The organism is Streptomyces sp. NPDC002868 (genome assembly GCF_055563295.1).
Genome location: NZ_JBVHDR010000001.1, coordinates 699,735 through 724,901, shown reverse-complemented (window position 1 = coordinate 724,901; position 25,167 = coordinate 699,735). Strand labels below are relative to the sequence as shown.

General features: G+C 70.2%; 18 protein-coding genes. All 18 read right to left on the bottom strand.

Annotated features, from left to right (window positions below):
- Positions 1-89: 89 nt before the first annotated feature.
- The gene (locus ACZ3H8_RS03405) at positions 90-1,133 is read right to left on the bottom strand and encodes a sugar phosphate isomerase/epimerase family protein (RefSeq protein WP_467396799.1); all 1,044 of its coding nucleotides are present in this window, start codon (positions 1,131-1,133) and stop codon (positions 90-92) included.
- Positions 1,134-1,166: 33 nt separating this feature from the next.
- Positions 1,167-2,567, bottom strand: coding sequence for a nucleotide pyrophosphatase/phosphodiesterase family protein (locus ACZ3H8_RS03400; RefSeq protein WP_467396797.1), 1,401 nt, complete (start codon positions 2,565-2,567; stop codon positions 1,167-1,169).
- On the bottom strand, positions 2,564-3,781 hold the full coding sequence (gene eboE / locus ACZ3H8_RS03395) for a metabolite traffic protein EboE (protein ID WP_467396795.1): 1,218 nt from the start codon (positions 3,779-3,781) through the stop codon (positions 2,564-2,566). The genes ACZ3H8_RS03400 and eboE overlap by 4 nt, the downstream gene beginning before the upstream one ends.
- A gap of 12 nt (positions 3,782-3,793) precedes the next feature.
- Complete coding sequence (locus ACZ3H8_RS03390; RefSeq protein ID WP_467396793.1) at positions 3,794-4,642, bottom strand: TatD family hydrolase; 849 nt, start codon at positions 4,640-4,642, stop codon at positions 3,794-3,796.
- Positions 4,642-5,268 (bottom strand): EboA domain-containing protein, encoded by a 627-nt coding sequence (locus ACZ3H8_RS03385; protein ID WP_467396791.1) that lies wholly within the window; start codon positions 5,266-5,268, stop codon positions 4,642-4,644. Before ACZ3H8_RS03385 ends, ACZ3H8_RS03390 begins: the two co-directional genes overlap by 1 nt.
- A complete protein-coding gene (locus ACZ3H8_RS03380) occupies positions 5,262-6,134 on the bottom strand; it encodes a sugar phosphate isomerase/epimerase family protein (RefSeq protein WP_467396789.1) in 873 nt (290 codons plus the stop codon). The genes ACZ3H8_RS03385 and ACZ3H8_RS03380 overlap by 7 nt, the downstream gene beginning before the upstream one ends.
- Positions 6,131-7,270 carry an SCO3242 family prenyltransferase gene (locus tag ACZ3H8_RS03375; protein WP_467396787.1) on the bottom strand — a complete coding sequence of 380 codons (1,140 nt, stop codon included), beginning with the start codon at positions 7,268-7,270 and terminating at the stop codon, positions 6,131-6,133. The genes ACZ3H8_RS03380 and ACZ3H8_RS03375 overlap by 4 nt, the downstream gene beginning before the upstream one ends.
- A 41-nt stretch (positions 7,271-7,311) precedes the next feature.
- Positions 7,312-8,448, bottom strand: coding sequence for an inositol-3-phosphate synthase (locus ACZ3H8_RS03370; RefSeq protein WP_467396785.1), 1,137 nt, complete (start codon positions 8,446-8,448; stop codon positions 7,312-7,314).
- Between the two features lie 70 nt (positions 8,449-8,518).
- Positions 8,519-12,217, bottom strand: a complete 3,699-nt coding sequence (locus ACZ3H8_RS03365) for a ThuA domain-containing protein (protein WP_467396783.1) — start codon at positions 12,215-12,217, stop codon at positions 8,519-8,521.
- Between the two features lie 340 nt (positions 12,218-12,557).
- Complete coding sequence (locus ACZ3H8_RS03360; protein ID WP_467396781.1) at positions 12,558-13,562, bottom strand: sugar phosphate isomerase/epimerase family protein; 1,005 nt, start codon at positions 13,560-13,562, stop codon at positions 12,558-12,560.
- A gap of 9 nt (positions 13,563-13,571) precedes the next feature.
- Positions 13,572-14,810, bottom strand: coding sequence for a Gfo/Idh/MocA family protein (locus ACZ3H8_RS03355; protein WP_467396779.1), 1,239 nt, complete (start codon positions 14,808-14,810; stop codon positions 13,572-13,574).
- A 46-nt stretch (positions 14,811-14,856) separates the two neighbouring features.
- Positions 14,857-15,903 carry a substrate-binding domain-containing protein gene (locus ACZ3H8_RS03350; RefSeq protein WP_467396777.1) on the bottom strand — a complete coding sequence of 349 codons (1,047 nt, stop codon included), beginning with the start codon at positions 15,901-15,903 and terminating at the stop codon, positions 14,857-14,859.
- Between the two features lie 73 nt (positions 15,904-15,976).
- Complete coding sequence (locus ACZ3H8_RS03345) at positions 15,977-17,011, bottom strand: ABC transporter permease (RefSeq protein ID WP_467396775.1); 1,035 nt, start codon at positions 17,009-17,011, stop codon at positions 15,977-15,979.
- Complete coding sequence (locus ACZ3H8_RS03340) at positions 17,008-18,531, bottom strand: sugar ABC transporter ATP-binding protein (RefSeq protein ID WP_467396773.1); 1,524 nt, start codon at positions 18,529-18,531, stop codon at positions 17,008-17,010. The genes ACZ3H8_RS03345 and ACZ3H8_RS03340 overlap by 4 nt, the downstream gene beginning before the upstream one ends.
- 118 nt (positions 18,532-18,649) lie before the next feature.
- Positions 18,650-19,831, bottom strand: a complete 1,182-nt coding sequence (locus ACZ3H8_RS03335) for an ROK family transcriptional regulator (RefSeq protein WP_467396771.1) — start codon at positions 19,829-19,831, stop codon at positions 18,650-18,652.
- A gap of 281 nt (positions 19,832-20,112) precedes the next feature.
- Positions 20,113-21,342, bottom strand: a complete 1,230-nt coding sequence (locus ACZ3H8_RS03330; RefSeq protein ID WP_467396769.1) for an XdhC family protein — start codon at positions 21,340-21,342, stop codon at positions 20,113-20,115.
- A 39-nt stretch (positions 21,343-21,381) separates the two neighbouring features.
- Positions 21,382-22,356 (bottom strand): FAD binding domain-containing protein, encoded by a 975-nt coding sequence (locus ACZ3H8_RS03325; protein WP_467396767.1) that lies wholly within the window; start codon positions 22,354-22,356, stop codon positions 21,382-21,384.
- Positions 22,353-24,938, bottom strand: a complete 2,586-nt coding sequence (locus ACZ3H8_RS03320; RefSeq protein WP_467396765.1) for a molybdopterin-dependent oxidoreductase — start codon at positions 24,936-24,938, stop codon at positions 22,353-22,355. The genes ACZ3H8_RS03325 and ACZ3H8_RS03320 overlap by 4 nt, the downstream gene beginning before the upstream one ends.
- Positions 24,939-25,167 lie beyond the last annotated feature (229 nt).

The following is a 25,167-nucleotide window of genomic DNA, read 5'->3' as shown; positions in this document are numbered from 1 at the left end:
GCCGGAGGGCCTTTGGCATGCTCGCGTCCCATGATGGACAGAACCTTACGTTCCCTCTACTGGCCGGTAGCAGGATTTTCGACGAGCTCCTAGCAGTCCTCCTCCCGGAGCGAGTGGAGGTGCGCGCTGGACTTGCGGGCGAAGGCGAACGACTCGACCGGGTTGTCGTGCTCGGCCTGCCAGTGGTGGTCGCGACGGCCGCCGTGAGTCTTGTTCACCGCCGAGATGAAGCGTTTGTAGTCGATGTCTCCGTCACCGACGTCCACCATGGTGTAGCCGTCGCGGGCCGCCTCGTTGTGCTCGCCGTCCTTGACGTGGAAGAGCGGGTAGCGGTGCGGCTGTTTGAGGACGTACTTCAGCGGGTCCAAGGGGGCGGGGGTGCCGTCGACCCGCTTGCCGAAGCGGAACTGGGCCACGTACGCCCAGTAGATGTCCATCTCCAGATACACGAGCTTGGGGTCGGTCTCGGCGAGCAGCACGTCGTAGAGACGGACCTCCGGCTTGTCCGTGGCGAAGGAGAACTCCTCGGCGTGGTTGTGCTGGTAGAACTTCATGCCGCGCTTCCTGGCGGCTGCTCCATAGGTGTTGAACTCCTCGGCAGCCCGCTTCCAGCCGTCCACGGTGGAGCCGTAGCGGAAGGGTCCGGACGCGGTGCCGATGTGCTTGAGGCCGAGCGCCTGGGCGTCGTCGAGGACCTTGTCGAGGTTCTGGGCGAAGGTGTAGGCGTTCGGGTCGCTGGAGTAGTAGCCGACGTGACTGCCGATGGCACGCAGTCCGTGGTCGCGGGTCAGCTGCCTGAGCTGGGCGAGGGTGATGGCGCCCGCGGAGCCCTGGGTGTAACCGGCGTACTCGACCTCGTCGTATCCGTAGCGCTCCAGCTCGGCGAAGACCTTGGCGAAGCCGAGGGTGGAGACCTTGTCTCGCAGCGAGTAGAGCTGGATGCCGAGGCGGCCGGGGGGAAGGACGGGGCGGCCGCGGCCCTTGGTCTGGGCGGCCTCCGCGGGGGCGGCGGAGGCGGGAGCGGCCGCGCCCAGGAGCGCGGCGGCGGTGGCACCGGCTGCGACGCCGAGCATGCCGCGTCTGCTGAGCCTGTGGGTGAGTTCGGGGTCGCTGTTCTTGCTCGTGCGGCTCATGTGGATAACTCCTCGTTGTCAGTGGCGTCTGGTTCAGTGGAGACCAGCGAGTTGAAGCAGCAGGGACTTCACATCGGTGGCCGCGACGCGGCCGCTTACAGCGCGGGGGGTGGAGCACAGGATGAGCGGTCCGTTCTCACAGTCGTCGCTCGCAGGGAGGCGGCCATGGCTGCCTCGAATAGGTGAGGGGTCGAGGGGCACGACCGCGAGGCGGTAGCGCATGCCGAGCTTCTTACGGGCGATCGCCTTTGCCGCCTTGATACGTACGTACGGATCGAGGGGATCCATGAAGAGCTCGACGGGGTCGTAGCCGGGCTTGCGGTGGATCTCGACGAGCTGGGCGAAGTCGGGGGCCCGGGCGTCGTCGAGCCAGTAGTAGTACGTGAACCAGGCGTCGGGTTCGGCGACGGCGACGAGTTCGCCGGAGCGCGGGTGGTCGAGGCCGTGGCTCTTCTTGCCCTCGTCGTCGAGAAGCTGCTCGACGCCGGGGAGGTCCGCCAGCGCTTCGCGGGTGGCTTCGAGATCCTCCGGTCGGCGTACGTAGACATGGGCGAGTTGGTGGTCGGCGACGGCGAAGGCGCGGGAGGCCATCGGGTCGAGGTACTCCATGCCGTCCTGGGTGTGCACCTCCAGGAGGCCGGCGCGGCGCAGGGCACGGTTGATGTCGACGGGGCGGCTGACGCGGGTGATGCCGTACTCGGAGAGGGCGACGACCGTGCGGCCCTCCTGCTTGGCGTCGTCGAGCAGCGGGGCCATGGCGGCGTCGAGCTCGGCGGCCGCCCGGTAGGAGCGGGGGTCGTCGGGGCCGTAGCGCTGCAGGTCGTAGTCGAGATGCGGGAGGTAGCACAGGGTCAGATCGGGGTTGCGGGTGCGCATGATGTGGCGGGTCGCGTGGACGATCCACTGGCTGGAGACGATGTCCGCGCCCGGGCCCCAGAAGTGGAACAGAGGGAAGGTGCCGAATTTCTCGGTGAGTTCGTCATGCAGAGCGGGGGGCCGGGTGTAGCAGTCGGGCTCCTTGCGGCCGTCGGCGTAGTAGACGGGACGGGGGGTGACGGTGATGTCGGTGTCCGCGCCCATGGCGTACCACCAGCAGATGTTGGCGACCGTGTAGCCGGGGTGGGCGCGGCGGGCGGCGTCCCAGATCTTGTCGCCGGAGACGAGGCCGTTGTGCTGGCGCCACAGCAGGACGTCGCCGAGCTCGCGGAAGTACCAGCCGTTGGCGACGATGCCGTGCTCGGCGGGCAGCGCGCCGGTGAGGAAGGTGGACTGGGCGGCGCAGGTCACGGCGGGCAGCACGGTGGACAGGGGGGCCTGGGAGCCGGACCGGGCCAGGGACTTGAGGTGCGGCATGTGGTCGAGGAGCCGGGGGGTGAGGCCGACGACGTCCAGGACCAGCAGGGGGGTGGGCGTGGGGTGCGTGGCGTCGGTCATGGCAGCTCCTTGAGACCGAGGTCGACCAGCAGGTCGCGGGCGAGGGTGAGTTCGGCGGCGATGCCGTCGGCGAGCTGGGTGCGGTTGCGGGGGCGCAGCTCGGGCGGCAGGGCCTGCCAGGTGTAGGTCTCGACCTCGAGGTGGCGGGTGTGGGGGGTGGGTCCGCCGACGAGCTGGGTCAGCGTCTCCTGGAGTACGGGGAGGGTGGAGGCGAGCGGCGGGGCGGGCGGGGAGTGAAGGGGGACGTGGAAGTGGGCGCGCCAGGGGGCGCCGTCGGGCAGCGCGTCCCCGGCGAGGGCTTCGCCGAGGTCGTCGGTGCCGCGCAGTCCCGCGGCGGATGGGGTCTCCCCAGCTCGGAGAGCTCGGGAAAGGGTGCGGGTCTGGTGGAGGAAGCGGGGCTCGGCGAAGGCGGCGAGTGCGGCACGTACCTCGGGGAGGTGGGGTTCTTCGGCGTGGAGTGCGGCGGACAGCTGCGCTTTGGGGATGGTGACGCCCGCCGCTGCGAGGGCGGCGAGGGCGGTGTGCGGGTCTTCGAAGGAGGTGGCGAGATGGCAGGTGTCGATGCAGATGCCGATGCGGTTTCCGGCAGTTGCCGTGGCAACGTCGGTGAGCGGGGCGATCGCGTCGGCGGTGGTCTCGACGGTGCAGCCGGGCTCGGGTTCGAGCGCGATCCGGATCGACTTGCCGGTGAGTTCCTCGAGGGCGTCGAGGCGCTCGGCGAGAGTGGTCAGCGCGGCGTGGGCGGTGGCGGCCGCGGCCGGGTCGCTGTCGAAGGGGGTGCGCCAGGCCAGCGGGAGGGTGGAGATGGTGCCCTCGGTGGCGTCGTCGGGCAGCAGGGCGGCGAGCAGGCGGGCCAGGTCCGTGGTGTGGGCGAGGCGTTCGGGGTCGGTCCAGTCCGGCTTGTAGACGCGGTATTTGACCTCTTCGGCGCCGAATCCCTCGTAGGGGAAGCCGTTGAGGGTGACGACCTCCAGCCCGCGGCGGTCGAGTTCGGCGCGCAGGCCGCGCAGCGCCGCCGGGTCGGTGACCAGCGCGTGGGCGGCGTCCTTGGCGAGCCAGAGACCGATGCCGAGGCGGTCGCGGCCGAGTCGTTTGCGTACCGGTTCGCAGTGGTCGCGCAGTTGGGCGAGGACACCGTCGAGTGTCTCCGCGGGGTGGACGTTGGTGCAGTAGGAGAGGTGGACGGTGGTGCCGTCGGGGTGGCGGAAGCGCATACGTCTGCCTCCTCATTCCCCGCCGCGGAGGATGGAGTTGCCCTCGTGCAGGGGCTCCGGTTCGGCGATGTCGAGCTGGAGGCGGCCGCTGAGGCCGTAGAAGGCGACGGGGTTGCGCCACAGGACCTGGTCGACGTCGTCCTCCGTGAATCCGGCGGCGAGCATCGCGTCAGCGACCTTGCGGGTCTTGAGGGGGTCGCTCTTTCCCCAGTCCGCGGCCGAGTTGACCAGTACCTTCTCGGTTCCGTACGTCTTCAGGATCGCGATCATGCGGTCCTCGTCCATCTTGGTGTCGGGGTAGATGGAGAAGCCGAGCCAGCAGCCGCTGTCAGTGGCGTGCTTTACGGTCGTCTCATTGAGGTGGTCGAGCAGGACGCGTTCCGTGGGGAGGGCGGATTCTCGGATGACGTCGACGGTGCGGTGCAGGCCGGCCAGCTTGTCGCGGTGCGGGGTGTGGACGAGGGCGGGCAGGCCGTGTTCGGCGGCGAGCTGGAGCTGGGCGGCGAGCGCGGCGTCCTCGGCAGGGGTCATCGAGTCGTAGCCGATCTCGCCGACGGCGACGACGGAGTCCTTTTCGAGATAGCGGGGCAGGGCAGCGAGGACGGGTGTGCAGCGGGGGTCGTTCGCCTCTTTGGGGTTGAGGGCGATCGTGCAGTGGTGAGCGATGCCGTACTGCGCGGCGCGGAAGGGCTCCCAGCCGAGCAGCGCGTCGAAGTAGTCGAAGAAGCTGGCGGGCGAGGTGCGCGGCTGGCCGAGCCAGAAGGACGGTTCGACCAGGGCGCGGACGCCCGCGGCATACATCGCCTGATAGTCGTCGGTGGTGCGGGAGGTCATGTGGATGTGGGGGTCGAAGATGCGCATCAGGACTCCTCGGACTGCTCGCCGGTCAGGGTCAACACGCGATTGAGATCTGGGGGGACGTCGCGGCCGGCGGCGGTGCGCTCGGCGGCGTAGTCGGCGAGCATCCTGGCCAGCTCGCTGTCGCCCGCGGCGCGGCTGCGCAGTCCGGCGACGGCGTCGACGGGCACACCGGTGAACAGGCACTTGAGGACGGCGTGCCGCCAGGAGTGCGGGTCGAGGTGGGCCGCGGCGTACGGTCCGACGGCCGCGGTGACGAGTCGGGTGTCGTTGGTGCGCAGGGCGTCCTCGACGAGGGGCAGGGCTGCGGGGCTCTCGACGAGGGGGTGCAGGGCGAGGAGCACGGCGCGGCGTTCGGCGGCGGTGCCCTGGTGGTAGAGGCGGGTGAGGGTGGCGTTGTCGGCCCGGGCCTCGGCGAGGAGCAGGGTGCGTACGACGTCGGCGTGGTCCTGGCCGCAGTGGCGGCCCGCGGCCGCGAACCGGAGCTCCCAGGCGGATGCGGCATACGGCGACCGGGCGGCCTGGGGTGCGTCGGCGGCGTGCGCGGCTTCGGCGAGGGCCTCGTCGAGCCAGGCGCGGGCGGCGTCGGGGAGCTGTGCGTCGAGTTCTTTGCGGGTCGGCGTCACCATGCCGGTGCTCCCTTCAGCGGCGTCTGCGAGCGGAGGAACTCGATGGAGGCGCGGGCGAGTTCGGGGCCCGCGTGTGAGTGGCGGGGCAGTTCCACGACGGTCAGGCCCTGGTAGCCGGTGGCGGCGAGGGCTTCGAGTACGGGCGGGAAGTCCATCTCCCCGTCTCCGAACGGGAGGTGTTCATGGACGCCGCGGCGCATGTCCTCGATCTGGACATGGCGCAGCCAGGGTGCGGCGTCGCGTACGCATTCGGCGGGCGGCGCCGGTTCCAGGCACTGGCAGTGGCCGATGTCGAGGGTGAGCCCGAGGGGTCTGGGGTCGCCGAGGACGGCGCGGAGGTGGTGGAAGTCGGCGAGGGTGGCGAGGAGGTGGCCGGGCTCGGGTTCGATGGCGAGAGGGACGCGGGCGTCGGCGGCGACGTCCAGGACGGGGGTGAGTGACTCTTCGAGCCGCTCCCAGGCGGTGTCCCGGGCGGTGTCCGCGGGGGTGATGCCACTGAAGCAGTGCACGGCGTGGGCGCCGAGGTCGGCGGCGACCTGGACGGCCGTAATCAGCAGGGCGGTGCGGGCGGCGCGGCCGTCGGGGTCCGGATCGAGGAGGGAGGGGCCGTGTTTGCGGCGGGGGTCGAGGACGTAGCGCGCGCCGGTCTCGATGGTGACGTCGAGGTTCAACTCGAGGAGTCGCTCGGCCACTTGGCGGGTGCGGGCGGGGAGGCCGGGGGCGAGCGGGTCGAGGTGCATATGGTCGAGGGTCAGTCCGACACCGTCGTAACCGAGGTCGGCGAGGAGGGCGAGCGCATCGGTGAGGCGGAGGTCGGTGAGGCCGTTGGTGCCGTAGCCGAGGCGGAGGGGGGTGGCGGGGCTCATGTCGGGCTCACCTTCCGTGCGAGCTTGCGGGCGAGCGGGACGAGTCCCATCACCGCGAGGGCGGTGGCGTCGGCGCCCGCGCGGGCGGCGAGGGCGGCCTGGAGCGGGATCATGGCCCGGATGCCGCCGCCGACGGCGCGCTGCGTGAGCGGCGGGGAGGGGTTGAGGGCGGCGTGGAGGAGGGGGGTGGCGGCGGTACGGATGTAGGTGGCGGCGAGGAGACGGGCGGGGGTGAGCGCGAGCCCGGGTGCGGCTGCGGGCGCGGATCCGGCTGCGGGCGCGGATCCGGCTGCGGGTGCTCCGGGAGGCCGTTGGGGGTTCTCCCCTGCCCCGTCCCTTCCCGAAGCCCGCCGCTCGCGGGCCGCGAGTGCGCCGAGCCCGAGGGTCGCTGCGAGGGCGGCGAGCGGTGCGATGGTCGAGCCGCCCTGCGCCTCGCGTCGCGAGACGGTGGTGACGGCGTAGGTATGCGCTGCGAGCACGGCGGCGGACGGCAACGCGACAAGCACTGCCCCGCGCTCGCCCGCGCCGCTCGCCGGCTCCTGCAAGGGCCCGCGCCCCAGGCCCCCGCGCCGGTGCGCCGTGCCCGTCGCCACCGCTCCCAGGACCAGGTCAAGGCCCCGCGCCGTAGCCATCGCCGCTGGGCCACCGGGCGTGTGTTTGAAGTGGAGGTCGTACGACCAGACCGTCGCTGACAACGCTGTCGCCACCGCCAAAGCCGGGCGGCCCGCGCGGGACGCGAGGGCCAGGCCCGCCGCCGTCAGCGCGCCGGCCGCCGTGAGCGCGGCCGCCGGGGTGATGCGGCCCGAGGGGATCGGGCGGTGCGGGCGGTCCACCGCGTCCTCCTCACGGTCCGCCCAGTCGTTGAGGGCCATGCCCGCCTCGTACAGGCACAGGGATGCGCCCACCGCGAGCGCCGTGCCGCGGTTGGGGCGGGTGCCCAGGGTGGCCGCGCCGGCCATGGCGTCGCCCGGGACGGTGAACAGGGCAGAGACGCGCAACAGTTCCGCCCAGGCCCGCAGCACCCCGCCCCCGCCCCCGCCCCCGCCCCCGCCCCCGTCCCCGCCGGCGGACGGAGTCCGTCGCAGTGGCTCGAAGCCGGGAAGGCGCCCCAGCGCCGAGCCGCGCGAGAGGCACATCGAAAAAGGTGCGCGCAGCAGTTCCCCCCAGGCCCGTAGGGTCACTTGGCCTCCCGCAGCCGGTCGGCAAACGACAGCAGTTGCTCGAACTGCTCCGAGAGCCCCGCCGGGCCGCCGTCCGGGTCCTTGAAGTAGAAGCCGAGTTCGGGCAGCGGTCCCGACAGGCCCACCTCGTGGGCCCGGGACACCAGTCGCGCCAGGTCCAGGACCAGCGGCGCCGCGAGCGCCGAGTCGCAGCCCTGCCAGATGGTCTGCAGGATCATCCGCGAACCGAGGAAGCCCTCGAACGCGATGTGGTCCCACGCGGTCTTCCAGTCGCCCAGCGCCGGTACCTCGTCGATGTGGACCTCGCCCTCCGGGGTGTGGCCCAGCGTGTCGGCGAGGACGCGTTCCTTGCCGGCGTTCTTCGCGGCCGCCGCGGCCGGGTCGGCCAGCGCCGCTCCGTCCCCGCCCCCCAGCAGGTTGGTGCCCGACCATGCCCGTACGGACAGGGCGCGTTGCACGAACATCGGGGCGAGTACGGAACGGAGCAGCGTCTGGCCTGTTTTGCCGTCGCGGCCCGCGTGGGGAAGTCCACTTGCCGCGGCGGCGTCTTTGAGGGCCGCGGTGCGCAGCCCGGTGGAGGGGGTGAAGTTGACGAAGGGGCAGCGGACCCGCAGTGCCGCGGCCGCGTACAGGGAGCTGGGCGGCAGCCGAACGGCGTCCGGCGCGGGCTGCGGCTCGGTGGAGGAGACGTTGACGACGACCACCCGGGCAAGACCCCTCCGCGCCCGGAAGTCGACCAGGTCCGCGGCGAAGGCGGCGATGAGCTCCTCGTCGGGCCGCGTGTCGCCGGACTGCGGCCCACCGGGACGTATCTCACTGTCCGCGGCGGTCAGTTCGCCACGCACCGCCGCCGCCAGACCGTGCGGAAGCACCCCGGCCGCGGTGAGTTCCTCGGCCCGCTTGGGCAGCGGACAGTGCGCGGTGTCGTGACCGCCGAAGACCAGCGACGACAGGGCAGGGAGCCCGGATTCGGCAAACGGCGCCGTCTCGGTGACCATGCCGGTCGGCGGATGCAGCCCGGCGGTGACCGCCGCGCACCCCGCGACAGCCGTGGTGGCCACGGAGCCGCGGCCTCCGACGAACCAGACTCCGGTGCGTACATTCCCATTCGTCACGGGCTGCCTCCCTGCCATGTCGGTGTGGTGGAGGACGGCGGGCGGGGGGTACGGCGCCACCCCGCCCGCCGTCGTCTGACGGGCGCGCCTAGGAGGGCAGCTCCCTGAGTTGGATGTTCCGGAAGGACACCTGGTCCTCGGCACCGTGGTTCTGGATGCCGACGTAGCCGTCCTTCAGGCTGCGTACCGGGTCGGTGTTGGTGAAGTCGTTGATCTTCACGCCGTTGAGGAAGACCTGGAGCCGTTCACCCTGCACCCGGATTTCGTAGCTGTTCCACTGGCCCGGCGGCCGCAGGACGCGGTCGCGGGCCTCGATGTCGGCCGACTTGAAGCCGTAGACGGCGCCGGTGGTGCGGTCGGCCGCATCCGTCGCGTCGATCTGCACCTCATAGCCGTTGTTCACCGCCGACCAGGGGTCGTCGGAGGACGGGAAGCCCACGAAGACACCGGAGTTGTCGTCGCCCGCCAGCTTCCAGTCGAGCTTCAGCGAGTACGACTTCAGCTCCTTGGCCTGGTACCAGAGCATGCCCATGCCGCCCTCGGTGCGCAGTTCGCCGTCGACGACGTTGAACTTTCCGGGCCCGGCCTGCTTCCAGCCGTCCAGCGTCTTGCCGTTGAAGATCGGCCGGTATCCGGTCTGCGGCTTGCAGTCGGCCTTGACCTGGCCCGATGCGTAGCGCAGGCCGCCCAGCAGATGCTGGCGGAAGGCCGGCTCGGCGTACGACTCCTTGGTGTGGCCACCGCCGGTGTAGAAGGCGCGGCCGCCCTCGTATGTCTGGCACCAGGCGATCGGGTGGTCGCCCTTCATCGTGCCGCACTGATAGGTGGTTTCGTCCAGGGTCGCCAGCACCCGGGCCTGGCCACGCGGGTTGGTGCGGTAGTTGTACCACTCGTCGGTGCGCTCCCAGGCGTCGTCCAAGTGCGTGGTCGACGGGTGGGTGTGGTCCTCGACCCGCACGGTGGCGGGCTGGATCTGCGGGTGGGAGGCGAAGTACGCGCCGACGAGCCCGCCGTAGAACTTCCAGTCGTACTCGGTGTCGGCTGCGGCGTGCACGCCCATGTAGCCGCCGCCGGTGGCGACGTAGTTCTCGAATGCCTTCTGCTGCTCGGCACCCAGCACGTCACCGGTGGTGGACAGGAAGACGACCGCGTCGTACCGGGCGAGGTTGCTGGTGGTGAACTGGTCCGCCTCCTCGGTCGCGTCGACCGTGATGTTGCCGTCCTTGCCGAGTTCCCTGAGTGCCGCGACGCCGGCCGGGATGGAGTCGTGGCGGAAGCCGGCGGTCTTGGAGAAGACCAGGACGCGCTTGGCGGTCCGGTCGGGTGCGCTGTTGGAGAGCTCGAAGTCGTCCACGTCGTAGAGCGCTCCGTCGCCGCCCTTGAAGACCAGGAACAGTTCGGTGGTCCGCTTCGGCACCGCCCGCAGCGGTACGTCGATGTCCTGGAAGTTGTCCCAGCTGCCGGTGACGGGCACCGGTGCGGAACCGAGGATCTGGCCGTCCGCCGATCCGGTGCGCACCTCGAGGAAGCCGCCGACGCCGCCGACGCCGCCGGAGGAGATACGGGCGGTGAGCTTGGTGGATCCGGTCAGGTTGTAGGGCTTGAAGGAGATCCAGTCGTTGTTGTGGATGTCGCCGACCGTCTTGCCGCCGTGGGCACTGCCCTTGTTCTGGAGCGTGACGCCCGAGGAGTTGTTGTAGTGCTCGGCCTGCCGGTGGCGCGGCTGGAGCTGCGCCTGGTCGTGGCTGGTGAGCGCGGCCTGGCCGCCGCCCCCGCCGTCGGTGTACTCGGCGTCGAAGACTCCGAAGATATTGGCGTTCGGGTCGTGGCCGCCGTCGGCCGAGGTCTTGATGGTGCCGGTGCAGCCGTTGGCCGAGGTGACCGGGTGGCCGTGGCTGTCATGGCCGAGGATGTACGTCACCTTCACCTTGGCGCAGTCGATCGTCCCGTCCTCCGGGTCGGTGACCTTCACCTTGAAGGGGATCTCGTCGCCGAAGCTGAACAGCGCTCCCTCTGCCGGGAGTTCGAGAGTCACCTTGGGGGCGGTGTTGCCGACGACGACATGGACGCCGGCGGAGCCGGTGCGGCCGCTGGGGTCCTTGGCGGTGACGGTCGCGGTGTAGGTGCCGTTCTTCTTGTACGTGTACGTGGGGTTGGCCTCGGTGGACCTGCCGCCGTCGCCGAAGTCCCAGGCGTAGGTCAAGGCGTCTCCGTCGCCGTCGGTGGTGCCTGCCGAGGAGAACGCGACCCGCAGCGGGGCCTTGCCGGAGGTCTTGTTCGCGGCTGCCTCGGCGACCGGGGAGCGTCCGCCGGTGGCATTCTCGATGCGGTAGAGGCCGGAGTTCTCGTCGCCGCCGAACCAGGCGGTGCCGTAGTCGAGTACGTACAGCGCGCCGTCGGGTCCGAAGGCCATGTCCATGATCTGGGTGCCGGTCCACGGCACGGGGTTGATGGACTGGACCGCGCCGTCGGCGCCCTGCTCGATCCGCTTGATCCAGCGGCGGCCGAACTCACCGGCGAAGAAGTCTCCGTCGTACGCCTCCGGGAACTTCACCGGGGATGTGGAGGCCGCGTCGTAGCGGTATACGGGTCCGCCCATCGGGGACTCTGAGCCGGTGCCGAACTCGGGCACGGAGCCGCCGTCGTAGGGGATCCAGGCCGGCTGCGCCGGCGGCAGGTCGACCAGACCGGTGTTGTGCGGCGATTCGTTCTTGGGTGCCGCGCAGTCGAAAGTGGCTCCGGACGTCTTGGTCGCGAAGTCGTAGTCGACGTAGGCGTTGTTGTTTCCGGTGCAGAAGGGCCAGCCGAAGTTGCCGGGCTTGGTGACCCTGGCGAACTCGACCTGTCCGCCCGGGCCGCGCTTGGGGTCGGCCGTGCCCGCGTCGGGGCCGTAGTCACCGACGTAGACGATCCCGGTCTTCTTGTCGACGCTGAACCGGAAGGGGTTGCGGAAGCCCATGGCGTAGATCTCGGGCCGGGTCTTGGCGGTCCCGGGCGCGAAGAGGTTGCCGTCGGGGATGGAATAGCTCGCGTCGTCGTTGACCTTGATCCGCAGGATCTTGCCGCGCAGGTCGTTGGTGTTGCCCGAGGTGCGGCGGGCGTCGTACGCGGGGTTGCGGCCCGGCCGGTCGTCGATAGGCGTGTATCCGTCGGAGGCGAAGGGGTTGGAGTCGTCGCCGGTCGACAGATAGAGGTTGCCCTGCGCGTCGAAGTCGATGTCGCCGCCGACGTGGCAGCAGATGCCGCGGGTCGCCGGGATGTCGATGATCTTCTTCTCACTGGCGTTGTCGAGGGTGCCGTCGGCCTTGAGCACGAAGCGCGAGAGCCGGTTGACGCCGTCGAACTTCGCGAAGTCCTCGGCGGTGCCGTCGTTCGGGGCATCTCCCGCGGGGGTGCTCAGCGGGGGCGCGTAGTACAGGTAGATGAAGCGGTTCTCGCCGAACTTGGGGTCGAGGCCGATGCCTTGGAGACCTTCCTCGTCATGCGAGTAGACGGGGATGGTGCCCACCACACGGGTGTTGCCCGCGCTGTCGGTCATCCGCAGCTCGCCGTTGCGTGAGGTGTGCAGCACGCTGCGGTCGGGCAGTACGGCCAGGGACATCGGTTCGCCGGTCTCCTCACCACCCTTGGCGAGGGTGACCTGCTGGAACTGCTCGGCTTCCGCGGCCGGCCCGGGGTCGGCGGCGGCCGCGATCCGGGGCGCGGTGAGGGCGAGAGAGGTCGCGGCGAGAAGACTGCTGGTGAGGAGTGCGAGTGCCTTGCGGGCTCTGAGCCTTTTCCTGTGCACGAATGTCCTCCGGGATGGGCCGGTCGAACGGGCGGGGCGGTGTTCTGCCCTCAATCGCCGGTCGGGCTGGGGGTGGAGCGCGTTCGTTCCGCTCTCGGGACGGTGCTCGTCCTGCACCGCGCACCGGGCTGATCGCCGTGGGAACCGGAGTGCGCCGTCACGCCGGGGACCACCTATGTCCTGTACACCTCATGGACCGTATCGGGGTTCGTCCGGGACGGAAAGCCCTTGTGCATCAGGGAACTTCAACTTTTCCCTACCGCAGGACAAAGCCGTCACCGGGCAGGCCGAACCGGCCCGGCGGCGGATCCACCACCGGGCTCGGAGCTGGACCGATGCCCTAGTCGCCACCTCCGAAGGCCGCGTCGAAGGAGGCCGTGGGCGGGTCGAAATCGAATCGCTTCAGATCGGCAAGCGCTTGTGGGGCACCCGCCAGGCGGTCCATGCCCGCGTCCTCCCACTCCACCGAGATCGGGCCGTCGTAGCCGATCGAGCGCAGCATCCGGAAGACGTCCTCCCACGGCACGTCACCGTGTCCGGCCGAGACGAAGTCCCAGCCGCGCCGGGGGTCTCCCCACGGCAGATGCGAACCGAGTCTGCCGTTGCGGCCGTCGAGGCGTTTGCGCGCCTCCTTGCAGTCCACGTGGTAGATCCGGTCCCGGAAGTCGTACAGGAATCCGACCGGGTCCAGGTCCTGCCAGACGAAGTGGCTCGGGTCGAAGTTGAGCCCGAAGGCCGGCCGGTTGCCGACCGCCTCCAGCGCGCGCTTGGTGGTCCAGTAGTCGTACGCGATCTCACTGGGATGCACTTCGTGTGCGAACCGCACGCCCTCCGCGTCGAAGACGTCGAGGATCGGGTTCCACCGCTCGGCGAAGTCCTCGTATCCGCGCTCGATCATCCGCTCGGGCACCGGCGGGAACATCGCCAGCAGATGCCAGATCGACGATCCGGTGAAACCGATGACGGTACGCACCCCGAAGGCGGCCGCGGCCCGCGCGGTGTCCTTGATCTCGGCGGCTGCCCGCTGCCGTACGCCTTCGGCCTCGCCGTCGCCCCAGATGCGGGCGGGCAGGATCGCCTCGTGGCGTTCGTCGATGATGCTGTCGCAGACCGCCTGGCCGACCAGATGGTTGGAGATCGCCCAGCACGTGAGGCCGTACTTCTCGAGCAGCGCGTGCCGCCCGTCGAGGTACGAAGGGTCGGCGAGCGCCTTGTCGACCTCGAAGTGGTCGCCCCAGCAGGCGAGTTCGAGGCCGTCGTAACCGAAGTCGCGGGCGAGCCGGCAGACCTCCTCCAGCGGCAGATCGGCCCACTGGCCGGTGAAGAGCGTGAACGGACGTGGCATTCGGACCTCCTAGACCTGTGCCTGTACGGATGTCTCTGCGGATGCTGGTACGGATGTCGGTACGGGTGTGTAGACGGCGCTCTTCTCCGCGCTTTCCTCCACCGCGGCGAGCACCCGCTGCACCTGCAGCCCGTCCGCGAACGACGGCGCGGGGTCGGTACCCGTGGCGATCGCCACGACCAGATCGCGCGCCTGGTGGGCGAAGGTGTGCTCGTAGCCGAGTGCGTGGCCGGGCGGCCACCACGCCTCCAGATACGGATGCTCCGACTCGGTGATGAGGATCCGCCGGAAGCCGGATGAGGCGGCGGGCTCGGTGTGGTCGTGGAAGGACAGCTCGTTGAGCCGCTCCAGGTCGAAGGCCAACGACCCCAGCTCGCCGTTGATTTCGAGTCGCAGCGCGTTCTTGCGGCCGGACGCCATCCGAGTGGCCTCGAAGGAGGCGAGCGCACCCGACGCGAGCCGCCCGGTGAACACCGCCGCGTCGTCGACGGTGACCGGCCCCCGCTCGGCGCCGCCCGAGGCGGAGAGACCGGCCGAAGCGCCGGCGAGCAGCGGACGCTCCCGTACAAAGGTCTCCGAGAGCGCCGAGACCCCGACCAGCGGCTCCCCCGCCAGATACTGCGCCAGGTCCACGATGTGCGCGCCCAGATCGCCCAGCGCGCCCGAGCCCGCGTGCTCGCGCTTGAGCCGCCAGGTGAGCGGGAACTGCGGGTCGACCAGCCAGTCCTGGAGATAGGTGAAGCGCACATGCCGCAGGGTGCCGAGCCTGCCATCGGCGATCAGCCGGCGTGCGTAAGCGATCGCGGGCACCCGCCGGTAGTTGAAGCCCACCATCGCCAGCTGACCGCGTTCCCTGGCGCGTTCTGCCGCCGTGACCATCGCCTCGGCCTCGGCGACGGAGTTGGCCAGCGGCTTCTCGCACAGGACGTGCTTGCCCGCCTCCAGCGCCGTGATCGCGATCTCCGCATGGCTGTCACCCGGTGTGCAGATGTCGACGAGCTGCACATCGTCGCGGGTCACGAGGTCGCGCCAGTCGGTCTCCGCCGCAGCCCAGCCGTGTCTGTCGGCCGCGGCCCGCACGGCTGCCTCGTCACGGCCGCCGATCGCGGCGAGGACCGGCCGCAGCGGCAGGTCGAAGACGCGTCCGACGGTGCGCCACCCCTGTGAGTGGGCGGCTCCCATGAACGCGTATCCGACCATGCCGACGCCTAGTGTCGGCACAGCGGCCTCACTATCCCTCTGTTCCATACGGGTTCCTCCTCTTCGGTCTGCTCGGTGGGGGCGGGCGCGCCGGTCAGCTGAAGCCGGTGGGCAGGTACTCGTCGACGTTCTCCTTGGTCACGACGGCCGAGTAGAGGGTGATCGAGGCGGGGATCTCCAGCTCCGACATCCCGCTGACGCCCTTGCCCTGCCCGAGCACGCGGGCGAGATCGATTGCGGAGGCAGCCATGGTCGGCGGGTAGAGGACGGTGGCCTTCAGGACACTGTTGTCGGCCTTGATGGCGTCCATCGCGGACTTGGCTCCGGCACCGCCGACCATCAGGAAGTCCTTGCGGCCGGCCTGTGCGATGGCGCGCAGCGCGCCCACGCCCTGGTCGTCGTCGTGGTTCCACAGTGCGTCGAACTGACTCTGCGCCTGGAGGAGTTGAGCCATCTTCGCCTGGCCGGACTCGACGGTGAAGTCGGCAGCCTGGCGGGCCGCTTTCTTGATGTTGGGGTAGTTCTTCAGGGCGTCGTCGAAGCCCTGGGTGCGCTGCTTGGTGAGCTCCAGATTGTCCATCCCGGCCAGTTCGATGACCTTGGCGTTCGGCTTGTCCTTGAGCTGCTCGCCGATGTAGTTGCCGGCGTTGAGGCCCATGCCGTAGTTGTCGCCGCCGATCCAGCAGCGGTAGGCCTGCGGGGAGGCGAAGATCCGGTCCAGGTTGATGACGGGGATGCCCGCCTTCATGGCCTGCAGGCCGACCTGGGTCAGCGCCTTTCCGTCGGCGGGCAGAATGACGAGTACGTCGACCTTCTTGTTGATCAGCGTCTGGACCTGGCCGATCTGGGCGGCGGTGTCGTTCGAGCCCTCGGTGATCTCCAAGGTCACCTCGGAGTACTTCTTGGCACGTGACTTGGCGTTCTCGTTGATGGCGTTGAGCCAGCCGTGGTCGGCCTGGGGTCCGGCGAAGCCGATGGTGACGGCCTTGCCGGGCTTGTCGTCGGCGGCCGGGGCATTGTTGGTGGCCGCCTCCGACTTCTTGGGCTCGTTGCTGGTGCAGGCGGTCAGCAGCGCGCCGGCCGAGACGGCGGCGGTGCCGAAGAGCAGGCCTCTGCGGCTCGTGGCCGGGATTTCTGGCATGACGGATCAACCCTTCAGCTGGGCGGTTCGACAGATGGAGAAGTGGAGGGGTGGAGTGGGGGTGGGGCGGGGGTCAGGCCTCGCCGCCGCGCAATGTTCGGCGCTGGACCAGGACGGCGGCGACGATGATCGCGCCCTTGGCGATCTGCTGGACGGCGCTCTCCAGGTTGTTGAGAGCGAAGATGTTGGTGATGGTGGTGAAGACGAGGACGCCGAGGACCGAGCCGACGATGGTGCCCCGGCCGCCGCTGAGCAGGGTGCCGCCGATGATCGCCGCGGCGATGGCGTCGAGTTCGTAGAGATTGCCGTTGGTGTTCTGTCCCGAGCCGGCCAGCACGATCAGCATGAAGGCGGCGATTCCGCAGCACAGTCCGGAGAGCAGATACAGATAGAGCCGCTGGCGGCGTACGTCGATGCCGGCGAGGCGGGCGGCTTCCGCGTTGCCGCCGACCGCTACGGTCCGCCGCCCGAAGGTCGTACGGTTCAGCAGCAGCCAGCCGATGACCGTGACCGCCGCGAAGACCAGGACCAGCGGCGGGATGCCGAGGATGTACGCGTCCTTGATGCCCAGGTCCAGTACGGAGTTCACGGTGACCATCTGGGTCTTGCCGTCCGTGATCTGCAGGGCGAGTCCGCGGGCGGATGCCAGCATGGCCAGGGTCGCGATGAACGGCACCATCCCGCCGTACGCGATGAGCAGTCCGTTCACCAGACCGCAGCCCAGTCCGACGATCACCGCGGTGAAGAGGATGCCCGCGAAGCCGTACTCCTGTGTGGCCACCGTCGTCGCCCATACCGAGGCCAGCGCCACGATCGCGCCGACCGACAGGTCGATGCCGCCGCTGGTGATCACGAAGGTCATGCCGACGGTGACGACGCCGATGATGGAGGCTTGGGTGAGGACGAGCTGAAGATTGCTGATGGCGAGGAATTCATCGGGCTTGGTGATGCCGCCGACCGCGATCAGTACGGCGAGAACGCCGAGCAGCGAGAGATTGCGGACATCGGCGCGCAGTCCGAGCGGACGACGCCAACCTCCGCCTGCCGGTGCGGACTTGGCGGTGGGTATCGGCGCGTCCTGCCGCGCCGGAGAGGCTGGCTGCGTCATGCCGTCGGGCTCCCTTCCATCACAAGGTCGAGTACGCGGTGCTCGTCGAGCTCCCGGGCGTCGGCCGTGTGCACGACGCTGCCCTCGCGGAGCACCAGCACCCGGTCGGCGAGGCCCAGGACTTCGGGCACTTCGCTGGATACGAGAAGTACGGCGAGGCCTTCGTCGGCCAGCCGGCGGATCACGGCGTACAGCTCGGCGCGGGCACCGACGTCGACGCCGCGGGTGGGCTCGTCGAGGAGCAGCACCCGGCAGCCGCGCAGCAGCCAGCGGGCGAGCACGGCCTTTTGCTGGTTGCCGCCGGAGAGGGTGCGGATGCGGGCGTCGGGATTGTCGGGGCGCAGCGAGAGTTCCCTGGTCGCCCGCTGTGCGGCGGTGCGCTCCTGGCTGCGGTCGAGCCAGCCGCCGCGGGAGAAGCGGGAGAGGGAGGAGACGGAGACATTGCGGGTGACGGACTCCAGCATCAGCAGCCCCTGCGCCTTGCGCTCCTCGGGGGCGAGTCCGACTCCGGCGCGGACGGCCGAGCGGACGCTGCCGGGGCGCAGCGGGCTGCCGTCGACGAGGACGCGTCCGGCGCTGGGCTTGCGGGCGCCGTAGATCGTCTCCAGGATCTCGGAGCGTCCGGAGCCGACGAGTCCGGCGAGCCCGACGATCTCGCCGGGGCGCAGTTCCAGGTCGACGGGCGCGAACTCCCCTTCTCTGGCGAGCCCTTCGACCCGCAGCACCGGTTGCTGGTCCGCCGCGCGGGCCGGGTCGGGCCGCTCGGGGAAGACGTACTCGACATTCCGTCCGGTCATCATGGCAACGATGTCGCGGGTGGGAGTGTCGCGTGCGGGCAGGCCGACGGCGACCGCCCGGCCGTCCTTGAGTACGGTGACCCGGTCGCCGATGCGGCGGATCTCTTCGAGCCGGTGGGAGATGTAGACGACGGCGACGCCCTCGGCGGTCAGATTGCCGACGATACGGAAGAGGTTGTCGACCTCGTCGGGGTCGAGGGCGGCGGAGGGCTCGTCCATCACGATGAGGCGTACCTCGTGGGAGAGCGCTCGGGCCATGGAGACGATCTGCTGCTGGGCGGCGGAGAGGTCGCCGACGTGGCGGGACGGGTCGATCTCCGGGTGCCCAAGTCGCTTGAGAATCACGGCAGTTGTCGAACGGGCTTCTTTGCCGCGTACGACGAAACCGGCCGAGGTCGGCTCGTGCCCGAGGAAGACGTTCTCGGCGACGGACAGTCCTTCGACCAGGTCGAGTTCCTGGTAGATGGTGGCGATGCCGAGGCTCATGGCGGCGATGGGAGATTTGAGGGCTACCGCGTCGCCGCGCCAGGTGATCTCTCCGGTGTCGGGCTGATGGGCTCCGGCGAGCACCTTGATCAGGGTGGATTTGCCGGCGCCGTTCTGGCCGAGGAGGCAGTGGACCTCGCCGGCCTGGACCTCCAGGTCCACACCGTCGAGGGCGCGGACGCCCGGGAAGGACTTGGTGATGCCGGACATCGTGAGCAAGGGTGGTTCTGGTGCCATGACGAATCCCCTCGGCGGGTGCGGCCGGTGAGCGGGCAGGGCGCTGTGCTGTGCTGTTGCGGGTGGTGCTCACGCCTTGCGGCGCGCCTGGCGTGGTGCGATCGTCCGGCCCGGTGTGTCAGGCCGGCGAGAACAGGTGGTCGCTGATGAGCCTGGCCGCGCCGATCACTCCGGCGGTCGGCCCCAACTCGCCCAGCACGATGGGGAGATTGCCGGTCGCCAGCGGCAGCGACTGGCGGTAGACCTGGGTGCGTACGCTCGCCAGCAGCGTGTGACCGAGGCCGGTCACCCCGCCGCCGATCACCACAAGACCCGGGTTGAAGAAGCTGACCAGTCCGGCGATGACCTGTCCGACGCGGTTGCCGCCCTCGCGGATGAGGTCGAGCGAGGTGGCGTCCCCGGCGGCAGCGGCGGCCGCCACGTCGGCGGCGGTGAGTCGTCCCGCGCTCTCGAGCCGGGCGGCGAGCTCCTCCGACCGGCCGGTGCGGGCCGCGTCCGCGGCATCGCGGGCCAGCGCGGCACCGCTGAAGTGGGCTTCCAGGCAGCCCTTGTTGCCGCAGGCGCAGGCGCGGCCGTCCGGTTCGACCTGGATATGGCCGATGTCGCCGGCGCTGCCCGTCGTTCCGCGGTAGACCTCACCACCGACGACGATACCGCAGCCGATGCCCGTACCGATCTTGATGCAGAGGAAGTCGCCGACGGAGCGTGCGACGCCCGCGTGCTGCTCCCCCATCGCCATCAGGTTCACATCGTTGTCGACCATGACCGGGCAGCCCAGGTCCTGGCTGAGCGCCTCACGCACCGGGAAGCCGTCCCAGCCGGGCATGATCGGCGGCGCGACCGGCACGCCTTCGGGGTAGCGGACCGGGCCGGGGACGCCGATGCCGGCGCCGTCGAAGCCTTCGGCAAGTCCGGAGGCCCTGAGCTTGGCCGCCATCGACAGCACCTGCTCGAAGACGGCGACCGGGCCCTCGCGTACGTCCATGGGGTGGTTGAGGTGGCCGAGAACTTCCAGCTCGGCGTTGGTGACGGCCACATCGATCGAGGTGGCGCCGATGTCGACGCCGAGGAAGCGCAGCGCGGGGGCGAGGCGGATGTTGTGGGAGCGCCGCCCGCCGCGCGAGGCGGCAAGGCCGTCCGCGACCACGAGCCCGGTCTCAAGGAGCCGGTCGACCTCCACGGCGAGCTTGGAACGGGACAGGTCCACCTGATCGCCCAGCTGGGCACGGGAGTTGGGCCCACCGTCGCGCAACAGCCTGAGCAGTCGCGCCTGGTGCGCGTTCGCGGGTCGAGCGGTCATGCGTCTCACGTGCCCCTCCCCGCCATTCCAGGCCGTCTCCGTCGGGCTTTCGAGGGGAACGTAGCAGCGCTTTCCCCGAGTGGGAAGAACTTGCGCAGTGTTCCAGCACAACTTTCTCCACACTCGGGACAAAGGTCGACGCCTTCTTCAGCTTCTACTCCGACGGCACGCTCGACGAGTCGCGGGTGCTGCCGACGGTACGCGAGGTGACGGGCAGGGAGCCGCGTACGTTCCGGCAGTGGGCGGAGGTCAACACTGCCGCGTTCGCCCGGGTTCTGGCATCAGCGGGCCGCTGTGTACACCGCCTCCGGACCATTCCCGGCGGCGTCGGCATGGACGGCTTCGGCGGCTGTGGGGACATGCCGTACTCGGTGGATGGGGCCGACACCGCCGGTGAGCGGCAGGCAGCCTCCGCCGCGGTTGCGCGCGACGATCTCCGCCGCGATGGCGACGGCGGTTTCCTCAGGCGTGCGGGCACCGAGGTCCAGGCCGATGGGCGAGTGAAGTCTGCCGATCTCGGATTCGGTGAGGCCGGCCTCGCGAAGCCGGTCGAGGCGGTCGTGGTGGGTGCGTCGGGAACCCATGGCTCCGATGTAACCGAGCGGCATCCGCAGGGCCCGCTCCAGCAGCGGGATGTCGAACTTGGGGTCGTGGGTGAGAACGCAAACCACGGTGCGGCCGTCCAGCGTGCCCGCGGCGGCCTCGCGGTCGAGGTAGAGATGCGGCCAGCTGACCACGACCTCGTCGGCGTGCGGGAAGCGCGCCTCGGTGGCGAAGACCTCCCGGGCGTCGCAGATCGTCACCCGGTAGCCCAGGAAACCTCCCAGGCGTGCGACGGCGCCGGCGAAGTCGATGGCGCCGAAGATCAGCATCCGGGGTGCGGGCACGTGGGACTCGACGAAAAAGGTGACGGTCTGTTGCGTGTGCGGGTCGCAGGCGCGGCCGTCCGGGGCGAGCTCGAATGTCGCTGTCTTTCCTGCTCCGAGGAAGGCGCGGGCCTGCGCCACGGCGGCGTGTTCGAGAGCGCTGCGCTGCTCGGCCCGGTCGAGGCCGTCGGGGAGGCTCCCGACGTGACGGCCGGGCTGAACCCCGAGTGCGGCCCCCAGCAGGAGGGTCGGGCCCTGGATGACCCGCAGCAGAGCTACGGGCTCGTCCCCGGTGATGGAGTCCAGTGCGGCGTCGAAGGCCGGCTCCGGGGCCGGCGGCACCGGCTGGACGAAAATGTCGATGATCCCGCCGCAGGTCAAGGCGGCCGCGAAGGCGTCCTCTTCGCTGTATCCGAAGCGCTGCAGCACCGGCTGTCCGGTGCGGAGCGCTTCGAGACACAGCTCGTACACGGCCGCCTCCACGCATCCTCCGGAGACACTGCCCACGGTCTGGCCGTCCGTGCTCACTGCCAGCGCGGCACCGGGCGGGCGAGGCGCGCTGCCCGAGACCGCCACGACGGTGGCCACGGCGAAGCCGCGGCCTGCGGCTCGCCAGGCGTGCAATTGCTGGGCAATGTCGCGCATCGACGAACTCCGGTTCTCCGGGTCGGTTCTGATTGGTTGTCAGGTGCTTTCGGCTCCGATCGGGGTCTCGGCCCCGATCGCCTTTTCCAGTACGTCGAGCACGGTGTCGCGGAGCAGCTCCACCTTGTAGCGGGTCTGCGGAAGGGGCGAGCATCGTTCAGTGGCCGCGGTCGCGGCGGTGAACAGGTTCTCGGGTGTCGGCTCACGCCCGAGCAGGGCCTCCTCGACCTCCGGCAGCCGCAGGGGCGTGTGGGCGATGCCGCCGGCAGCGACCGCGACCGCGGTGACGATGTCGTCGGAGACGGTCACCCGGGCCACCGCTTCGACCAGCGGCCATTCCGCCTTGGCGCGGCTGATGGCCCGGCTGTAGGCGGCCCGTTCGCCGGGGAGCGGAGCCGGCAGGGTGACGGCGGTGAGGATCTGCTGCGGGGCGAGCAGATGGTCGCGGGTGGGGTCGGATCCGTCGCCGTACAGGTCGGCGACGCTCAAGGTCCCGAGTTCATGTACGTCGATCCGGGCGTCATGGCTGAGCAGGGCGATCGCGATCGATGAAGGGTTTGGAGCGATACAGGGCCCTTGGTCGATCACCGCGGCGTGCAGGTGGATCCCGGCGCGTGCGGGACAGTCCTCGCCTCCGTCGCGGTAGCAACTGAAGTGGGTATTGCGGTAGTACCAGCAGCGGTTGTGCTGGAGAAGGTTGCCGCCCAGCGTGCCGGCGGTACGGATCTGCGGCGTCGCCAGGGCACCCGCCGTCTTGGTCAGGGCCGGGTAGTCCGCCTGCAGTCCGGGCGCGGTGGAGATCTCGGCCACACCGGTCAACGCTCCTATCCGCGTGGTCCCGTCGGCTTGGCGGGTGGTGCCGTGCAAGGCGGGAAGCAGTGGAATCTGGACGGAGGCGCTGCGAGTGACTCCGCCGCGTCGGCGGGCGGTGGTGTCGGTGCCGCCGGCCCGCAGTTCCGCGCCGTTGTCGAGAACGACGGCCGCGGCCTCGTCGAGAGTGAGGGGCTGGTTCACGGGCGCAGTCCTTCCAGAAGGCGGTCCGGCCGGATCGGCAGGTGATGGGGGCGCCAGCCGGTGGCGGCGTGGACGGCGTTGCCGACGGACGCGGCCACCGGCATCGTGCAGACCTCTCCCAGGCCGACGCCGCCGCCGTCGACGTGATCGAAACCCTCCTCGTGGAAGTGGATGTCGATCTCGGGAATGTCGCCGATCCCGGGGATGCGGTAGTCCTCCAGGTTGTCGCTCAGCACCACACCGGTTGCCGGGTCGGTGATGCGCTCCTCGTACAGGGCGTATCCGATGCCCTGGACGACACCGCCATGGCACTGGCTGAGGGCCAGAGCCGGCGAGTAGAGGCGGCCGGCGGCGATCCCGCCCCAGACGCGCGTGACGCGTGTCTGGCCGAGGCGGGTGTCGACCTCGACCTCTGTGACATGAACGGCGCCGGTGAAGCCCCTGCCGATGATCACGCCGCCGACCCGTACGGGAGTGGCGTAGCCACGGCGGTCCCGTCGGCGTTTGCCGACAACCCGAAGGCCTTCGGCGTCGGCGAGAAGCTGTTCCACGGCGCCGCCGGTGCCCTGCGCCGGAGCCTTGGCGGCCAGCGCGGAGCGCAGGCGAGCGGCGGCGTCGAGGGCGGCGGGCGCGATCGAGGGGGTGGTCCGGCTGCCGCCCGAGGTGGGTCCGTGGACGGTTCCTGTACGGCCGATGTCGACGCGCACCCGATCCGGAGGCAGGCCCAGTTCGGCCGCGATCACGTCGGCGATGACGGACCGGGCGCCCTGGCCCATGTCCTGGGTGGCCGTGCGGGCTACCACGATGCCCTCTTCGACGGTGAGCTCGACCTGCGTACCCGGGTCGAGGAAGTACATCCAGTTGGCGGCGGCGACTCCCACACCGCGCCGGAAGCGGCCGGTCTGGGAGCCGACGGCGGGCCGCCCGGTCCACAGCGGCAGAGCCGCTGCCACGTCGTACAGGGCTCGCCGCTTGGAGTTGCCGTCCCAGCGGCGGCGCAGCGCGATGGGGTCTTCGCCCCGGCGGTGGGCCGTTTCGTCGACCGCTTGCTCCAGCACCCATGCAAGGGGCGGTCCGCCGGGTCCGCGGAACGGGGTGGCGGGAGGCCGGTTGGTGACGATGTCGAAGTCCCGTAGCCGCCGCGGAGCGTTCCCGTAGATGAACCGTGCCAGCGAGGCGACGCCCGACCCGACGGACACGCCACCGTCTCCGTGCACATCGAGGGTCAGCGCGGCCAGATTTCCGTCTTCGTCGGTGAGCATGGCGATGTGGGCCCGGGTACCGGGGCGGTGGCCGCCGTCGGTGAGTTCCTCGGCCCGGCTCAGGACGACCCGCACCGGGGCCGCGTGCAGCCTGGCCAGTTCCGCCGCGGCGACGATGTCGCTGGTCAAGTTGAGTTTCGAACCGAATCCGCCGCCGACGTGCACCGCGGAGGCATGCACCTGCTCGGGCCGCAGACCGAATCGCTCGGCGGCACGCTCGGCAACCTCGGCCACAGCCTGGGTGGATACCCAGAGATGAAGGTCGCCGTCGCTGTCCCACGACGCCAGGCACGCGTGCGGCTCCAGCGGTGTGTGCACCTGCGGTTCGGCCGTGAACGTGGCCTCGACCAGACGCCGGTCCTCGCCGTGCGCGCGGGCCTGCTCGATCCGCTTCAGAGCGAGAGGGCCACGCCAGTTCATCCGAACAGGGCCTCGTACGTTCCCATTCCACTTGGCGGGCATCACAAGCCCCTCGGCAGAGGCGGGGGCCTGCTTCCGCTCATCCTTGGTGGAATAGACCACCGGACTGTCCGGGAGCTCGGCCCGGCCCAGATCGACGGCAGCCGGCAGAACCTCGTAGTTCACGTGGACCCGCTCGGCGGCAGCCTCGGCTGCCGCCGGAGTCTCGGCCGCGACGGCGGCTATCGGCTGGCCGACGTATCGGACCGTACGGTCCCCCGGCAGCAGGTCGACCAACTTGTCGCCACCGGTCACGGACGTGACGCGGGCATGCGCGTGCCGGGAACGGATGATGACCCCGTCGAGGAGGCCGTCCGGTTGGACGTCCGTCGTGTAGAGGGCCCGGCCGGTGATCTTCTGCATCGCTTCCACGCGGGGTGGCGGAGCGTCATCCGTGTCGTGTGCGCCCGTGCACGCCGCAGCGACAGCCGCGTAAATCCCCTCGTACGCACCGCAGCGACACAGGTGTCCCGCCAGAGCAGCGGCGATCTCGGCCCGCGACGGGGCGGTGTCTGAGTGCTCGGCCCGCCACCGGTCCACGAAACTCGAGGCTTCCATGACGAACCCGGGCGTGCAGTAGCCGCACTGCAGCGCGTCATGGGCCGCGAAGGCCCGTTGCACCGGGTGCTTGCCCTGCAGGCCCTCCACGGTGGTGACGGCCTTGCCCTCCAGGACTGCCGCCGGGGTCAGACAGGCGACCTTCGGGACACCGTCGATGTGGACCGTGCACGCCCCGCACACACCCGCCCCGCAGACCAGTTTCGTCCCCGTGAGGCCCAACGTCTCGCGCAAGAGCTGGACCGCGGTGGCGTCTGGTTCACTCCCGACCTGACGCGCAGATCCATTGACCGTTACATCCATTTGCGAAAATCCTTGGAAGAGGAGCCGGTTACCTGCCGCTTGTCGCTGCCGTGCAGCCCACTTGCTGCAGTCGAGACAACCCTGGTGGCTCAGGAGCGCGACGGGATGAGTAAAAACTGCTCATTTCCGGTTCCGGCGCGGCACCCGCATCAGCTTCGAGTGCCACGTGCTCTTGAGTGTCAGTTTGCTGCCGCAGAGGGTTTCCGGCACGCCGCGCACAAGGCGGGCG

Bases quoted from the DNA above. Each gene is read 5' to 3' on its own strand.
- ACZ3H8_RS03405 (WP_467396799.1), bottom strand. From the start codon at position 1,133: ATGAGCCGCACGAGCAAGAACAGCGACCCCGAACTCACCCACAGGCTC.
- ACZ3H8_RS03400 (WP_467396797.1), bottom strand. From the start codon at position 2,567: ATGACCGACGCCACGCACCCCACGCCCACCCCCCTGCTGGTCCTGGAC.
- eboE (WP_467396795.1), bottom strand. From the start codon at position 3,781: ATGCGCTTCCGCCACCCCGACGGCACCACCGTCCACCTCTCCTACTGC.
- ACZ3H8_RS03390 (WP_467396793.1), bottom strand. From the start codon at position 4,642: ATGCGCATCTTCGACCCCCACATCCACATGACCTCCCGCACCACCGAC.
- ACZ3H8_RS03385 (WP_467396791.1), bottom strand. From the start codon at position 5,268: ATGGTGACGCCGACCCGCAAAGAACTCGACGCACAGCTCCCCGACGCC.
- ACZ3H8_RS03380 (WP_467396789.1), bottom strand. From the start codon at position 6,134: ATGAGCCCCGCCACCCCCCTCCGCCTCGGCTACGGCACCAACGGCCTC.
- ACZ3H8_RS03375 (WP_467396787.1), bottom strand. From the start codon at position 7,270: ATGTGCCTCTCGCGCGGCTCGGCGCTGGGGCGCCTTCCCGGCTTCGAG.
- ACZ3H8_RS03370 (WP_467396785.1), bottom strand. From the start codon at position 8,448: ATGGCAGGGAGGCAGCCCGTGACGAATGGGAATGTACGCACCGGAGTC.
- ACZ3H8_RS03360 (WP_467396781.1), bottom strand. From the start codon at position 13,562: ATGCCACGTCCGTTCACGCTCTTCACCGGCCAGTGGGCCGATCTGCCG.
- ACZ3H8_RS03355 (WP_467396779.1), bottom strand. From the start codon at position 14,810: ATGGAACAGAGGGATAGTGAGGCCGCTGTGCCGACACTAGGCGTCGGC.
- ACZ3H8_RS03350 (WP_467396777.1), bottom strand. From the start codon at position 15,903: ATGCCAGAAATCCCGGCCACGAGCCGCAGAGGCCTGCTCTTCGGCACC.
- ACZ3H8_RS03345 (WP_467396775.1), bottom strand. From the start codon at position 17,011: ATGACGCAGCCAGCCTCTCCGGCGCGGCAGGACGCGCCGATACCCACC.
- ACZ3H8_RS03340 (WP_467396773.1), bottom strand. From the start codon at position 18,531: ATGGCACCAGAACCACCCTTGCTCACGATGTCCGGCATCACCAAGTCC.
- ACZ3H8_RS03335 (WP_467396771.1), bottom strand. From the start codon at position 19,831: ATGACCGCTCGACCCGCGAACGCGCACCAGGCGCGACTGCTCAGGCTG.
- ACZ3H8_RS03330 (WP_467396769.1), bottom strand. From the start codon at position 21,342: ATGCGCGACATTGCCCAGCAATTGCACGCCTGGCGAGCCGCAGGCCGC.
- ACZ3H8_RS03320 (WP_467396765.1), bottom strand. From the start codon at position 24,938: ATGGATGTAACGGTCAATGGATCTGCGCGTCAGGTCGGGAGTGAACCA.